General features: G+C 56.2%; 16 protein-coding genes and 1 tRNA gene. 13 read left to right on the top strand and 4 right to left on the bottom strand.

Annotation, left to right across the window (positions count from 1 at the left end; genetic code table 11):
• Positions 1-4: 4 nt before the first annotated feature.
• Complete coding sequence (locus ACQQZ8_RS02320; RefSeq protein WP_431711120.1) at positions 5-796, bottom strand: winged helix-turn-helix domain-containing protein; 792 nt, start codon at positions 794-796, stop codon at positions 5-7.
• Positions 797-1,409: 613 nt separating this feature from the next.
• On the opposite strand from ACQQZ8_RS02320, the gene ACQQZ8_RS02315 reads away from it, so the two are divergent.
• Together ACQQZ8_RS02315 and ACQQZ8_RS02310 are read left to right on the top strand one after the other, a co-directional pair.
• Entirely contained in the window at positions 1,410-2,150 is a 741-nt protein-coding gene (locus ACQQZ8_RS02315) for a response regulator transcription factor (RefSeq protein WP_431711119.1), read from the top strand.
• Positions 2,147-3,634 (top strand): ATP-binding protein, encoded by a 1,488-nt coding sequence (locus ACQQZ8_RS02310; protein ID WP_431711118.1) that lies wholly within the window; start codon positions 2,147-2,149, stop codon positions 3,632-3,634. Before ACQQZ8_RS02315 ends, ACQQZ8_RS02310 begins: the two co-directional genes overlap by 4 nt.
• Here the strand turns inward: ACQQZ8_RS02310 and upp are convergent.
• A complete protein-coding gene (upp, locus tag ACQQZ8_RS02305; protein WP_431711117.1) occupies positions 3,631-4,278 on the bottom strand; it encodes a uracil phosphoribosyltransferase in 648 nt (215 codons plus the stop codon). The genes ACQQZ8_RS02310 and upp overlap by 4 nt on opposite strands.
• A gap of 171 nt (positions 4,279-4,449) precedes the next feature.
• Here upp and tadA point away from each other — a divergent pair, with 171 nt between their 5' ends.
• Complete coding sequence (gene tadA / locus ACQQZ8_RS02300) at positions 4,450-4,926, top strand: tRNA adenosine(34) deaminase TadA (protein WP_431711116.1); 477 nt, start codon at positions 4,450-4,452, stop codon at positions 4,924-4,926.
• A 93-nt stretch (positions 4,927-5,019) separates the two neighbouring features.
• Positions 5,020-5,110, top strand: a tRNA-Ser gene (locus ACQQZ8_RS02295).
• An 80-nt stretch (positions 5,111-5,190) separates the two neighbouring features.
• On the opposite strand, the gene ACQQZ8_RS02290 is transcribed toward ACQQZ8_RS02295, so the two are convergent.
• The gene (locus ACQQZ8_RS02290; RefSeq protein ID WP_431711115.1) at positions 5,191-6,306 is read right to left on the bottom strand and encodes a tyrosine-type recombinase/integrase; all 1,116 of its coding nucleotides are present in this window, start codon (positions 6,304-6,306) and stop codon (positions 5,191-5,193) included.
• On the bottom strand, positions 6,293-6,880 hold the full coding sequence (locus ACQQZ8_RS02285) for a hypothetical protein (protein ID WP_431711114.1): 588 nt from the start codon (positions 6,878-6,880) through the stop codon (positions 6,293-6,295). The genes ACQQZ8_RS02290 and ACQQZ8_RS02285 overlap by 14 nt, the downstream gene beginning before the upstream one ends.
• Before the next feature lie 125 nt (positions 6,881-7,005).
• On the opposite strand from ACQQZ8_RS02285, the gene ACQQZ8_RS02280 reads away from it, so the two are divergent.
• The 9 genes from ACQQZ8_RS02280 to ACQQZ8_RS02240 all read left to right on the top strand — a co-directional run bounded on the left by ACQQZ8_RS02280 (position 7,006) and on the right by ACQQZ8_RS02240 (position 13,317).
• On the top strand, positions 7,006-7,209 hold the full coding sequence (locus ACQQZ8_RS02280) for a helix-turn-helix transcriptional regulator (protein ID WP_431711113.1): 204 nt from the start codon (positions 7,006-7,008) through the stop codon (positions 7,207-7,209).
• A 26-nt stretch (positions 7,210-7,235) separates the two neighbouring features.
• The gene (locus tag ACQQZ8_RS02275; RefSeq protein WP_431711112.1) at positions 7,236-7,910 is read left to right on the top strand and encodes a hypothetical protein; all 675 of its coding nucleotides are present in this window, start codon (positions 7,236-7,238) and stop codon (positions 7,908-7,910) included.
• Complete coding sequence (locus ACQQZ8_RS02270; protein WP_431711111.1) at positions 7,903-8,028, top strand: hypothetical protein; 126 nt, start codon at positions 7,903-7,905, stop codon at positions 8,026-8,028. Before ACQQZ8_RS02275 ends, ACQQZ8_RS02270 begins: the two co-directional genes overlap by 8 nt.
• A 12-nt stretch (positions 8,029-8,040) precedes the next feature.
• The gene (locus ACQQZ8_RS02265) at positions 8,041-8,667 is read left to right on the top strand and encodes a hypothetical protein (protein WP_431711110.1); all 627 of its coding nucleotides are present in this window, start codon (positions 8,041-8,043) and stop codon (positions 8,665-8,667) included.
• A gap of 211 nt (positions 8,668-8,878) precedes the next feature.
• Entirely contained in the window at positions 8,879-9,085 is a 207-nt protein-coding gene (locus ACQQZ8_RS02260; RefSeq protein ID WP_431711109.1) for a hypothetical protein, read from the top strand.
• Between the two features lie 383 nt (positions 9,086-9,468).
• Positions 9,469-10,923 (top strand): terminase large subunit domain-containing protein, encoded by a 1,455-nt coding sequence (locus ACQQZ8_RS02255; RefSeq protein ID WP_431711108.1) that lies wholly within the window; start codon positions 9,469-9,471, stop codon positions 10,921-10,923.
• 17 nt (positions 10,924-10,940) lie between these two features.
• Positions 10,941-12,263 (top strand): phage portal protein, encoded by a 1,323-nt coding sequence (locus ACQQZ8_RS02250; protein ID WP_431711107.1) that lies wholly within the window; start codon positions 10,941-10,943, stop codon positions 12,261-12,263.
• Complete coding sequence (locus tag ACQQZ8_RS02245) at positions 12,260-12,865, top strand: hypothetical protein (RefSeq protein WP_431711106.1); 606 nt, start codon at positions 12,260-12,262, stop codon at positions 12,863-12,865. Before ACQQZ8_RS02250 ends, ACQQZ8_RS02245 begins: the two co-directional genes overlap by 4 nt.
• 11 nt (positions 12,866-12,876) lie before the next feature.
• The gene (locus ACQQZ8_RS02240) at positions 12,877-13,317 is read left to right on the top strand and encodes a hypothetical protein (RefSeq protein WP_431711105.1); all 441 of its coding nucleotides are present in this window, start codon (positions 12,877-12,879) and stop codon (positions 13,315-13,317) included.
• The last annotated feature ends 191 nt before the right edge of the window (positions 13,318-13,508 follow it).

Here is a 13,508-nt window from a genome sequence, read left to right as displayed (position 1 = left end):
ACGTTTAGATGGAGTATTCCGGAGCGGCCCAGACGACCACTTCTGGATGCTCGTAGAAGCGGTAGCCTTGACCGCGCACCGTGCGTACGGTGTTGGCCAGACGGCCCAGCTTGGAACGCAAGCGTCGGATATGTACGTCGATGGTTCGCTCGTTAGGCACTTCTTCGGCGTTGCGCCAGAGGTTTTCCAGCAGTTCTTCGCGGCCCACGGTGCGGGTACCGTTTTCGACCAGGAAGTTCAGCAATTCGAACTCCTTGAAGGTCAGATTCAGGGTCTCACCGTCCAGGTACACTTCGCGGCGGGACAGGTCGATCAGCACACCGGAGGGACGCGGGGTCGACGGACGAGCCTCGGAACGTGCACGGCGGTTGACCGTCGGATCTCCCAACGCCTGACGAACCACGTCAATGGCTTCGCCCTGAGCGCTGGCCGGAGCAAGCGCGACGGCGGCGTGAGTCTGTGCCTGCGGCGAAAGGGTGGCCAAGAAGGCGCGGACCTGAGTGGCCAGCTTACCTAGCGAAGTGCCATTGGCCTGTGCGGTACTCTCATCCAGACCGACGTACAGCACAAATCCGCGGGCGGCGGTGTCGCTAGCAGCTGCGGAACTGCCAGTATCCTGAACCGGGCCATTGGCCTGCTGCTTCATGGCTTCGCGCGGCTCATGGTTGGTGGACACGGCTCGAAGCGGACGATAACCAGCTGGGGCATAGGCCCCGGCAGCCGAACGCTGCGCTGCTGCGGCGCGGTTCTGCGCATTGCGAATAGAGACGTGTACGTATCCGGATCCAGCCGTCATGTTTTTCCTCTAACTTTGCGAAGGCCAAGTGACTTGGCGCTCGTGCCTCGGTTGCTTGCGCTGCAGACGTCCTTCTCTACATCTGCAACAGTTGGTTTCCGGTTAGCAGGGTTGCGCCTCAGCGAACACCGGTTGGTGCTTTCCTAGGTTCTTCCCACTAACTCCGAGCATTCGACTGCAGTTCCATCGGTGCGACCAGTGGTACTGATCCCGTTCGATTTCGCTGCTCTGCGCCTGACTCACACTTACAGTTTCCCCGTAACATTCGGAACTTGCAAGTAACAAAGATGACCCCAGTCCACTATCTGAGACAAAAGTGTCTATTTGTGACGCTAAACACTTTGGGCATATAGAACCGTTAAACGCTTGACTAACTACGCATTGCTCACTCTTTCGCCCCAAAGTAGTCAATATGACTACCCCATTCATAGTTTCGAATATTTATACATTGTTCCACAATGTTCACCGCGCAAACATTCGCCGTTCACCGCCCTTGACCAAATATTCCGCTATCTGTAAAGGCCTAGGCTGAAATAAACTCTTGCTTGGCGACACAGACAATGCACAGCTAAAACACAAAGTCAGCCCAATGCAATAGGGGAAAGTAAATTACATGAATGATTCCCGTTTCTCACCCTCACAGTTGCCACGCCTGACCCATCCGGATGGAACTCCCATCAAAGTGTTGGTCGTCGATGATGAGCCATCGCTAGCCGAATTGGTCTCGATGGGCACACGCATGCTGGGTTGGGAATCGGCAATTGCTCACGACGGCCCCGAGGCAGTAGCCACAGCCCGCAACTTCTCCCCCGATGTGCTCGTGCTGGACTGGATGTTGCCAGGCTTTGACGGTCCAGAAGTACTGCGCAAGGTTCGTAGCTATTTCCCCGACGTTCCTGTCCTCTTCCTCACCGCGAAAGATGCGGTTGAAGACCGTATCGAAGGTCTCGGTGCGGGAGCCGACGATTATGTAGCCAAGCCTTTCAGCTTGGAAGAAGTCCTAATTCGACTACACCGTCTGGTGGAACGCTCCGGTGCCACCAGCGCGGACAGCGCGGAACTGGTGGTGGGAGACCTGGTGCTGAATCTGGACTCGCACGATGTTTCGCGTGCCGGGCGTCAAATTTCGCTCACCGCCACGGAATTCGATCTGCTGTCCTACCTGATGAATAACGCGCGTCGGGTGGTCTCCAAATCTCAGATTCTGGACAACGTGTGGCACTACGACTTTGATGGTCAGGCCAATATCGTCGAGCTGTACATCTCCTACCTACGCAAAAAGATCGACGTGGATGCCGAACCGATGATTCACACGGTACGCGGTGTGGGATATGTGCTAAAGCCAGCTGCATGAGTTTGTCCCCGCGCCCAACACGTCCGGCGAATCAATACAGCCTGCAACGTCGGCTGTTGGTTATCTTGCTGGGGTCACTGACCTTAGTCTGTATTTTGCTCGGGTTACTGTACAACGCCGGGATGCGTCAAACCCTCATGTCCCAGCTCAATGAACAACTCAACCAAGCAGCGAATCGCGCCGCCACCTATTCAACACCGCAAAATGCTTCACACGAGCTCTTCGCTCCCGGGCAGGCTTCCGGCACCCTGAATGCCCGCTTTGTGGACGGGAAATTAACCGCTGGTGCCTGGCTCGATGAGCGCACCGGTGAAATCACTACCATCACCGAAGCCGACGTCCAACCCCTGTTGTCTTTGGACATGAATGTCAGACCAACGACCCGCACCCTCTCGGTAGGGAGTTATCTCTTGGTCGCTCGCCCCGATCAGGGTTCCGGCGGAATTCTGATCACCGGCCTACCAACGGAGCCCACCGAAAACGCGTTGCGGGAAATGGCGTGGCTGACTCTCATGATCGGAGTCTTAACGGTCATCAGTACCGGTCTGGCCGGAACCTGGGCAATTGGTCGTTCTTTCGCCCCGCTGAAACGTGTTGCGGCGGTGGCTTCCTCGGTGGCACGCACCGATCTGGAAACCGATCAGGTTGAATTGAATCAACGGGTCGCCCCGCACGATGCAATTCCGGGAACCGAAGTAGGCAATGTTGGCCGAGCGCTAAACGCCCTGATTGACAACGTTGACAGCGCGTTGAAGGTTCGCGACCGCTCGCAAGCGCAAATGCGCCAGTTCGTCGCCGATGCCTCCCACGAGCTACGCACCCCGCTCTCAGCGATCCGCGGATACACCGAGCTCTTGGCTGCCACCGAACACTTTTCGGATGATGGACGTCGCAGTGTTAACCGGGTACTCGAACAAAGCTCGCGCATGAGCACCTTGGTAGAACAGCTCCTGCTTTTGGCGCGCTTGGAAGAATCCAATTCTTACCGGATGAAACCGGCCAATTTGGTGTCCTTGGCTCAGGAGATCACCGAAGACTTCGAGCTAACCTCAACCGAACATAGCTGGTCTTTTAATGCTCCGGAGCCAGAAGTCAAGATCAATGGAGATTCACCATCGTTACGCCGGGTAATCACCAACCTGCTGGGTAATGCACGCAAGCACACTAGCGTCGGGAACTCCGTGTCGGTCAGCGTGAGTAGCGATGCCGCCAATAGGCAAGCCGTACTACAAGTGCGAGATAGCGGCGAAGGAATCGCTCCAGAATTCTTACCGCATGTTTTTGAACGTTTTACGCGCGCCGATGCGGCTCGTTCCGGTTCGGATGGGACTACAGGCTTAGGGCTACCGATTGCCAAGAGCATCGTTGAGGCGCATCAAGGCACCATCACGGTCAGTTCCGAGCCAGGGAATACGATCTTTGAGGTGCGTTTGCCGCTGGCCAACGACTCTGACCAGCGGCAGCAACCCCATGATGAGGTTTAGTGAATGGGTGGAGTGACACCGTAGAGGCGGTCACCGGCATCGCCCAGACCCGGGATGATGTAGGCCTTCTCATCAAGCTTCTCGTCCAGCGATGCCAACACCAAATGAACACGCGGATCCTCACCGTGGATTTCGCGCAGTCGCGCAATCCCCTCTGGGGCGGCGATCAGGCAGATGCAGGTGACCGAGGCGGCACCGCGTTCGAAAATGAATTTGATGGCTTCGGCCAAAGTCCCGCCGGTAGCAAGCATGGGATCAAGTACGAATACCTGGCGGTCGGTTAGATCGTTGGGTACGCGATCTGCGTAGGTGATGATGTCCAGGGTCTCGTCATTTCGAGCCATCCCCAAGAAGCCCACCTCAGCGGTGGGTACCAGACGGGTCATCCCTTCGAGCATGCCCAGTCCGGCGCGCAGAATAGGCACGACCAATGGGGTTGGCTTAGCGAAGGCGATTCCAGTGGTGGTAGCCACCGGGGTGATTACCTCAACCTCTTCGGTCTTCACTTCACGAGTCGCTTCGTAGGCCAGCAAGGTGACCAGTTCATCGGTCAGCTGGCGGAAGGTCGGAGAAGCAGTGTTCTTGTCTCGAAGAACGGAAACCTTGTGTGCCACCAGCGGGTGGTCGACTACCTGTACGCGCATAGGCAAGAATCTACCAGCCAGAAACATTCCACGACGAGCCCTCCCCCGCAATTTCGTGGGCTTTCTGTCCGCAATGTGCGCAATGAAACATGCTCGACACGCTTCGGTGTTCAAATGTCTTGCCGTTGAGCGTTCATTCAGCTCATCTTCACCCCGTAAAGTGGAAGCACCATGTTAGAAGAACATACTCAGTGGATGCGCTTAGCGCTGGACGAAGCTCGTGCGGCGCTGGAAACTGATGATGTGCCGATTGGTGCGTTAGTGATCGCCCCTGACGGTCAAGTGCTCGCCACCGGGCGCAATGTACGCGAAGCCCACGCGGACCCCACCGGTCATGCCGAAGTGATCGCAATCCGCAACGCCGTGACCGAACTACAGGCTCGTGGTACCGATGACAATTGGCGTTTAGAAGACTGCACCCTAGTGGTCACCCTTGAACCGTGCGCCATGTGTGCCGGGGCGATAGTTCTGGCGCGTATCCCTCGTCTGGTCTTTGGTGCTTGGGATGTAAAAGCCGGCGCCTGCGGTTCAGTCTTTGATATCGTCCGCGAGCCTCGGCTGAATCATTGGGTGGAGGTTTACCCGGAAGTCCTTGAAAAGGAATGCGGGCAGCTACTCAAGGACTTTTTCCGCGCCAAACGGGACTAGAAGCAGGCAGAGATGTGGTTCTAACCACTTCTGCGCCCAGTACAGGCTTCCGTTTTGGTTTCGGCTTTTGTTCGATGTAGAGTTATCAGGTCTGGTGACGTGTCCGAGCGGCCGAAGGTGCAACACTCGAAATGTTGTGTACGGTAACCCCGTACCGTGGGTTCAAATCCCACCGTCACCGCCAACAAGAAAGGCCCCTACACCCTTATAAACAAAGGGAAGTAGGGGCCTTTATCTTTTCTCCGAACCGACAAAAGGGCACATTTAGGGCACATTCATCCGAGATACTGCCTCATTCAATGCCACCGCTACACCGTCCAAATCGTCATCAAATAGTTCCGCGTACACGTCCAAAGTCATCGACGCCGAGCTATGACCTAGCATTCGTTGAACCGCTTTGACGTTGGCCCGGGCACTGACCGCGAAGCTTGCAGCCGTGTGGCGTAAGTCGTGTGGTGTGATCCGTGGAACCCCAGCGCGTTGAACAGCTTTCAGGAACCAGCTACCGCGACCACTGCCCCCGCTAATGGCCCGCAAGTAAGTTCCTTCCTCGTTCGGGAAAACCAAATCTTCGCGATGCTTGTCTTTGCACGCTTCACCAATGGCAGGGGCTAGGAACTCAGGGAACGGAACCGAACGCCGCTCATGGCTTTTTGGCGTGCCCACCACAATTTTCCCGCCAACATCAACAGCATTCTGATTGACGTTGAGCCTTCTACGGATCATGTCTACGTCTTGGACTCGAAGCGCGGTAGCTTCACCCCACCGCAGACCGCAGTACGCCAGCACACGGATTAGCGCCGGGTATTTGGAGGTATCAGCCAAATCCCGTATTTGCTCATGCGACAGAAACACGTGTTCCTTCCTGGACTTACGCGGAAGGTCAACACCTCGCACCGGATTAGCTTGGAGCCGTCGATCTTTCACCGCGTCATCCAAAATAGCGGCCAGCACACCGTATGCACGAATGACTGTTGTCGCTGATTTGGGCTTCACGGGTGGCTTGACCTTAGCATCACCGACCGACATTTTAGTCACCCAGGTTTGCACGTCCGAAAACATGATCTTAGTGATCGGATACTTGCCCCAAGCAGGTTCAACGTGTACCCGCCAAGCTATTTCTAACGGTCTATAAGACGAAGGTTTCAACCCTTGCTTTCGCTCAAGCCAGCTTGGCCCGAGTCCCCCAATAGTGATGTTCGACTTAGACGGATCAATATATGTTCCATTGGCTTTATCGACCTCGACAGTTGCCATGAACAGGTTCGCGTCACGCTTAGTCTTGAAGCCCTTTTTCTTGGCTTGGACCCGATCAGGCTTCCGGTATCTAACCATGTACCGGACACCGGCGTTAGTCTCGTAAGACTCAATCGTCGCCATCGAAATAACCTTCAAATAGGCCCATGTCTCTAGCTCGCTTAATCCATTTTGTGGCGGTGGTCCTTGGCAGGGGTTCAAGGTTTTCACCAGCGAACACTTCCTGAACATATAGCGCGGGAGCAAGCCCCAAGGTGTCTGCAAACATGTACAGGTCGGTCACGTACTCAAGGGTTTCTTTGACTGGCCCCTTGAGCCGCAGCTTTTCGAGCAACTCGTCACGGAACTGAACTGGACCCATGGCAGGAAGTTCCAGATCCCCGTCTTCTTTCTCGAAAAACACTAACCGGTGATAGGTGGCGTGATTGACGATTGCAGCGCGCCATAGATTCTTGGCCTTTACTGCTCGCAAGTCGGTTGAAGTTATCTCTTCGCCCTTAAGGGATGCAACCGTGATTGCCACAGGGCGAACGCCAACGCCTTGTATCCAATCAACGCGAAAAGACACAGATTGACCCGGCGCAGGCTGGTTTTCAACTGTCAGTGTTCCCGGCAACTTGATAGACACTGAGCCCATGAAATGGGAGTCGGCTGCTGCGTCCGTGCGATACGTGGAAATAACTTCTTTTTCTTCCATATCCCCAGTCTGGCACCTTGGCTCAACGGTGACAATCTTGAATCTCTCTGGTTCAGTGTTGACAAGCTTGGATCACTCAAGATAGAGTCTTTATTGTCAAGACTGAACCACTAGGAGTAAATCAGATGACCGAAACAGCCGGATCAGGCTTAGGGAGACTGCTCACCGTCGATGAGTACTGTGCATGGCGCGGAATCTCCAAGGGGGCTGCCGCACAGGAACGCTACCTGGGCAATGGCCCAAAGTTTCTCAAGCTCGGCAAGTCAATTCGATACACCGAATCCAGCCTTCAAGCGTGGGTCAACGAAAACACTAGGGACCGCACATAATGAACAACTTCCGAAGAGGTGACCGCGTGGAAACCCGCGACGGATGGGGCGGAGCCGGAACCGTCTCCAAGGTCACCAAGAACGTGATCCGCGTGCAATGGGATGACGGATTTGAAACCCCGGTCCACCCGCTAGAACTTGCCCACACCACCGAGGGCACAGAAAAGGACCGCAGCACTCTCGCCAAAGAATCCGCTGCGGCCCACCCAACCGAAAACCTCCAGGAAGAGGAATCAGTCATGACCAATCTTACCCACTTCACCGACAAAGAACTCGCTGCCGAACTGGACCGCCGAGGAATCAAAATCCCAGCAGGATTCACCACCGGCTGGGCAGAAAACTACGACGGCGAGGAATTCTCGTACTGCACCGGACCGAAAGCATCATCCGGCACAGTCACTGTCGAAACGTTCTGGTCCATCCCCGGCGGGATCGAGTACCACATCACTAACGACCGCCACGCAGACAACGGCATCTTCAATGACAACGAAGTGATCGAGCTGGGGCGGTTGCTCCGAGAAGTTGTCGCCGCCACCAAAGTGAGCACCGCAGAAAATGCCGGTATCAAGATCTGCGCCACCTGCAACGAGGGAAAGGCGCTCAGTGAGTTCTCCAAGCACATCAGCAACCGCGACGGACTCCAAAACCATTGCAAATCCTGCGCCGCAGAATACTACGCAAAGGGCGGCACCAATGCGTAACCTCACCCGCTTCGTGTACGACACGATCCTATTCCTCGCGATCACCGCAACATTCGTGACCGTAGGCGCAACCATCCAAGCATTCTGCGCAGCAATCGGCGCACCAATCTACCCATAAGGAGGTAGCAAATTGGACTCACGCTTTCCGACCTACTACCTCCAAGACCGGCGCGTACTGAAAGCCACACCAACCGCGTTCAGGCTCTACGTGGTGGGAACAGCGTGGTCAGTCTCCAACATGACAGACGGAGTTATCCCAGAAGATGACTTCCCCCTGATCCCACTGGCCCAGCCTCACGATGCCGCCGAGCTAGTGAAGCTGGGCCTATGGGCCAAGGCCGCCGATGGGTGGCAGGTCATCGACTTCATGAAGACCCAGACCTCCGCAGCACAAATGGAGACCGCTCTAGAGAACCGCCGAAAAGCTGACCGTGAGCGACAAGCCAAAGCCAGAGCTAGGAAGAAGTCTGAACAAGAGGAATCCCCCTCAGATATCCAGACATCACGTGATGGTCACGTGACATCCGAAGGCAGAGGAAAGGCAGAGGCAGAGGCAGAGGCAAGGACAATAGAACCCCCTCATTCTGAAAATGAAGTTGATACGGAAACCGGGGAAGTGTTCTCACCTCCAAAGATTCCTTCTAACAACCCATGGGCGAACATTCCAATGGCAGATCAATCAAACAATCAATCGTCGTCGGAACTTTCACCGATGGAACGATTCCGGGCTGAGGCTGCTCGGAGGAACGCGTCATGACTTGCCCTCAATGCACCTTCGACCCCTGCGCATGTAAGTACACGGATGAACTGCTGGCAGGTAAACATGGCGAACACATTTTGGCGGCGGCGATCACTCAGATGGAACTTCCTCAACCTCACCGGGGCGGCTGTCCTTGCCCGGCCTGCTGGTCTGCAAGGGCAGCTAATTGGGAAGCGTGGGTAATCGAGATGAACGAGAAAGGGGCACCATGAAACCAAAATTTCAGGTCCGCAGGTACGAGTGGATCAACAAGGCCACTCAGGAGCGTGTCGATGGTATCGGGCTACTGCGGCGCGGCGATGGACGGGTTGTTGGTCACCTGACCCCGGCTCAGGCCCGTGCTATCGCTGACAAGCTTCACGATCTGGCTGATGAATTGGAGGCTGAACATGAGCCTGCTTCGTCCGTGCATTGAGTGTGGAGAACTCTCAGAGCGTGCCAAGTGTGAACTGCACAGACCAATGCCGAAGCCTAAGACCTCAGCACACCTGCGCGGGTATGACTGGCAGTGGCGCAAACTCAGTGAGCGTGCACGACGACTACAACCGTTCTGCACCGACTGCGGAGCCACTGACGACCTCCAGACAGACCACAGTGCAGAAGCATGGGAACGCCACGAAAGAGGCCTCGAAATCCGTCTAGAACACGTAGCTGTTGTCTGCGGCCCATGCAACAGACGACGCGGGCAACAAAGACCTGGGGGGTTGGGGTCAAACGGAAACCGTCTCGACCCTCCCGGCAAGTCCCAATGACAATTACTTCAAGCTTCAACAATCCCGTTGAAAGGGGGTTTATGGAATGGCAGGTCCAAAGGCTGCTATCACGGCTGAACCGTTGAGTTTCAAGGGTTGGCCGCGTGATCCGGCGAAGCGTCGTATCAAGTTCATCGAGGAATTTCTGGTTGTTTCCAAGGGACACGGCGCTGGTAAAAAGGTGAAACTTCGGGAGTTTCAGAAGGATATTATCCGTGATGCTTATGCGCCGGGGATTCGTTCTGGTTTGGTGTCGATGCCTCGCGGTAACGGTAAGTCTGGTTTGGCGGCGATGATCGGTTTGGCTGAGATGTTCCTCGGTCCGATGAGTCCCGAGGTTTATATCGTGGCTTCTGATCTGCGGCAGGCGAAGATCATTTTCAATCTGGCTAAGCGTATGGTCCAGCTGAATCCTGAATTGGATGAGCGGGTCCAGATCTTTCAGGACCGGCTTTATATGCCTCATGGTGATGCGACGATGACCCCGCTCCCTGCGGACTATGACGCGTTGCAGGGCTTGGACCCAACGCTGATGCTGATTGATGAGCTGCACGTGGTGACTGAGAAGGTGTGGGAGGCGGTCACGTCTGCTGCTGGTAAACGGCCTGAGTCGTTGACGTTGGCTATCTCGACCCCGGCGAATAGTCCTGACACGGTGATGTGGAGACTCGTTGAGCACGCGCGTTCTGGTGAGGACCCGCAGTTCTATTTCAAGGAATTTGCGGCCCCTGATGGTTGCGCGGTGGATGACCGGGAAGCCTGGAAGATAGCGAACCCGGCTTTATCGTGTGAACAACCATTCTTGGCCGAGGATGCACTGGAATCGGTTCTTAAGACGATCCGTGAACCAGTGTTCCGGCAGCTACGCCTTGGCCAATGGGTGACCGGTGTCGAGGGCTGGATGCCGTGGGGCTTATGGGACTCGATCAAGGAAACCGGGCGGGACGTTCCACCGGGCGAACGTATCCAACTAGCTTTTGATGGTTCCGCTTCTGGTGACTCGACGGTGTTACTTGGCTGCACTATCCATGACCCGCATTTGTTCATCGTTGGACTGTGGGAGAACCCTGGGGATCCTCGGTGGCGTGTCCCTCGCGCTGAGGTGTCCCGTGCCGTTGACGAGGCGTTCGAGAAATACGATGTGGCCGAACTTGCCGCGGACCCGTGGGGTTGGCGCAGCGAGATTGAGTCTTGGCAGCAGAAGCATGGGGAACGTCGGGTTATTGAGTGGAACACCGCTCACGCTCAGCGTATGGCCCCGGCAACTGACCGGCTATTCCAAGCGGTGAAAGAGGGTGCTGTCTCCCATGACGGGAACAAGGATCTCGCTTCGCATATCTCGCATTGTGTGGCGAAGTCCACCGCGTTGGGGGATCTGGTGGCGAAGGACCGGAAGAACAGCCCTCGCAAGATTGATGCGGCGGTTTGCGCGATTGTGGCGTTTGACCGGGCAGCGCATCACGGGAAGAAAAAACGACGTGGCCGAGTGGCCGCGTTTTGATGCTTAAGGAGCAAATTATGAACGAGATGATGATCAAGAGTTTGTCTGAGAAGTTGGACCAGTCTCAGCCGGTGCTACGGAAACTGGATTCTTACTGGTGTGGTCAACAGCCTGCGGCGTACTTGTCCAAGGGCGCACGTGAGGCGCTAGGAACCTCCCTGACAGGGTTGGCGGTGAACTTCCCCAAGCTGGCGGTCACCGCGCTTGCTGAGAGGCTGAACATTACCGGTTTCCGTGCGCAGGGTGATGGCGCCGAGCCGTCACCTGATCTGTGGAAAATTTGGAACCGCAACCGGATGGATGACGGTTCGGCTCAGGCTCATATTGATGCGCTGGTGTATGGGCGTTCGTTCGTGATGGTTTGGGCTGGACCTCGCGGCCCTCAGATCACCGTGGAGTCCCCGCACCAGATCGCGGTCCATCATGACCCGGTATCTCACCAAGTGACTGCTGCGTTCAAACGGTGGGCAGTTAATGGGCAGGCTCACGGTGTGCTTTATCTGGCTGATCAGATCCACACTTACCGTTCATCCTCGAATGTTGTTGATGGGGCTTTCCCGGCAACGAACTGGGATCTGGTGGAAACTATCGCGAACCCGTTCGGTGTTGTCCCGGTGGTTCCTATCGTGAACCGGGGCCGGCTAATGGACTTGGATGGGGTATCAGAGATGACCGACATTATGGGGTTGTCTGATGCGCTGAATAAGTTGTCTGCTGACGCGATGGTGTCCAGCGAATTTTATGCACGTCCCCGCAGATGGGCGACCGGGCTGGAGCTGGCCGAGGATGACGATGGGAACGTGATCCAACCATTCTCGGATGAGGCCGGGAAACTGTGGATCTCGGAGGACACCGAAACCAAGTTCGGGCAGTTCGACGGCTCCCGGCTGGATGGGTACTCAGATCTAATGCAGACCGTCACCCAGCAAATTGGGGCGCTCTCAGGGCTACCACCTCACTACCTCGGATTGTATGGGGATCAACCCCCATCGGCTGACTCGATCCGGTCCGCTGAGGCTTCACTAGTATCACGGGTTTACACGTTACAGAGGATCTTCGGTAACGCGTGGGAACAGGTGGCCGCGCTGGTACTGGCAGTCAAGGATGGCGTGGACCCGTTGGACGTGGAACTGGGGACCGTGTGGGCAGGCCCAGAAACTCGCACCCCGGCCCAAGCTGCTGATGCTGCGGTGAAACTTAAGACGATGGGTGTCCCGCTGTCGATCGTCTTGGAGGACTCGCTGGGCTACTCACCGGCCCAGTTGGAGCGGGTACGTACCGCGCTACGTGCTGAGGCGCTGGATACTGCCGGGGTTAACCTGACCGAGTTGGTCCAATGAGTTACCGGGATCTACTGGTGAACCTTGGCGACACCACGGTGGAGAAGGTGCTGGACGTGCTGGGGTTGCTTCGCGAGGGGATGCTGTCTCACACGGAAACCGTGGCAGTGCTGACCACGATTGTGGGTAAGTCTCAGGCGAAGGCGATTGTGCTGGCTGAGGCTTCACTGGCTGCGGAACTGACCGTTCTTTCCCGGTCCCCGGTCCCGATTGTCCCTACGGGGTTTCAGGCGCAACCGGAGGCGGTGCGCCGGGCCATGGAGACGACGCTGGCGTTCGATGGGGATCTGACCCAGCGGATAGAACGGGCGGTTCGTGGGATCACGTATAAGGCTGCTGCTGACGCGTACAGCGATGGTGTGAGCCGTTCCCGGCTGGTGTCTGGTTGGGTCCGTGATTTGGAGCCTGACGCGTGTCAGATGTGTGTCTGGTGGTGGCGTGAAGGGCGTATTTGGCCGAAAGAGCATCCGATGCCGACTCATACCGGTTGCACATGTTCACCGAAACCGGTTTTGGCTCAGGATATTGCGTCCACCGCAAAAAGTAGGGCTATGAGTGGAGAGACTCAGCCCCGTAAACAGAAGAACCAACCAGTCCTTTAGGAGGGCAAATCATGTCAGAAGAAATCGTTGAGACTCAGGATGACCTAAGCACTGCTGAGGTCACCGAGCAGGAAACCGAGGCAGTATCCGAGGATATTTCCACAGATGAATCGACCGAGGAAGAACAGGACACTTTCCCGCGTGAGTACGTGGAGAAGCTTCGCAAAGAGGCCGCTGGTCACCGTGACCGGGCTAAGCGTGCCGATGACCTCGCGCAACGTCTGCACACGGCCCTTGTAGAGGCTACAGGGCGGCTGGCAGACTCCCGTGACCTACCATTCGAGGAATCCCACCTAGATGACCCTGCGGCGCTCACAGCGGCGATTGACGGGCTTCTGGAGGACAAGCCACACCTAGCAACCCGGCGGCCTTCGGGGAGCATTGGTCAAGGTGTCGGAACCGTGGGCAATGATGCGAGCCTGGCCGGAATCCTCCGCGCCGGAGCAATGTAGGAGGAAGCGGAAAAATGAGCGAGAAGCGACTACTTGAAGCAATTCTGGCCGAGCTGGAAAAGCTCAACGGAAACATTGATTTCTATATCCGAAACGAACTTGAGTAAATACCCCCATAGGGTATAAATGGTACGATAAGTGGTACAAAGCCCCGGCGGTTTTGTACCACTTGTTGTATGTGGGACCGGCTC

Origin of the sequence: Glutamicibacter uratoxydans (assembly GCF_050753455.1) — a bacterium.
In the GTDB taxonomy this organism is placed as follows: domain Bacteria; phylum Actinomycetota; class Actinomycetes; order Actinomycetales; family Micrococcaceae; genus Glutamicibacter; species Glutamicibacter uratoxydans_A.
Note: the sequence above shows the minus strand (reverse complement) of the source record. Positions and strands in the feature narration are given on the sequence as shown.

Coding starts and splice junctions, on each gene's coding strand:
- ACQQZ8_RS02320 (WP_431711120.1), bottom strand. CDS start 796: ATGACGGCTGGATCCGGATACGTACACGTCTCTATTCGCAATGCGCAG.
- ACQQZ8_RS02280 (WP_431711113.1), top strand. CDS start 7,006: ATGACCGAAACAGCCGGATCAGGCTTAGGGAGACTGCTCACCGTCGAT.
- tadA (WP_431711116.1), top strand. CDS start 4,450: ATGTTAGAAGAACATACTCAGTGGATGCGCTTAGCGCTGGACGAAGCT.
- ACQQZ8_RS02285 (WP_431711114.1), bottom strand. CDS start 6,880: ATGGAAGAAAAAGAAGTTATTTCCACGTATCGCACGGACGCAGCAGCC.
- ACQQZ8_RS02240 (WP_431711105.1), top strand. CDS start 12,877: ATGTCAGAAGAAATCGTTGAGACTCAGGATGACCTAAGCACTGCTGAG.
- ACQQZ8_RS02310 (WP_431711118.1), top strand. CDS start 2,147: ATGAGTTTGTCCCCGCGCCCAACACGTCCGGCGAATCAATACAGCCTG.
- ACQQZ8_RS02260 (WP_431711109.1), top strand. CDS start 8,879: ATGAAACCAAAATTTCAGGTCCGCAGGTACGAGTGGATCAACAAGGCC.
- upp (WP_431711117.1), bottom strand. CDS start 4,278: ATGCGCGTACAGGTAGTCGACCACCCGCTGGTGGCACACAAGGTTTCC.
- ACQQZ8_RS02290 (WP_431711115.1), bottom strand. CDS start 6,306: ATGGCGACGATTGAGTCTTACGAGACTAACGCCGGTGTCCGGTACATG.
- ACQQZ8_RS02270 (WP_431711111.1), top strand. CDS start 7,903: ATGCGTAACCTCACCCGCTTCGTGTACGACACGATCCTATTCCTCGCG.
- ACQQZ8_RS02245 (WP_431711106.1), top strand. CDS start 12,260: ATGAGTTACCGGGATCTACTGGTGAACCTTGGCGACACCACGGTGGAG.
- ACQQZ8_RS02315 (WP_431711119.1), top strand. CDS start 1,410: ATGAATGATTCCCGTTTCTCACCCTCACAGTTGCCACGCCTGACCCAT.
- ACQQZ8_RS02250 (WP_431711107.1), top strand. CDS start 10,941: ATGAACGAGATGATGATCAAGAGTTTGTCTGAGAAGTTGGACCAGTCT.
- ACQQZ8_RS02255 (WP_431711108.1), top strand. CDS start 9,469: ATGGCAGGTCCAAAGGCTGCTATCACGGCTGAACCGTTGAGTTTCAAG.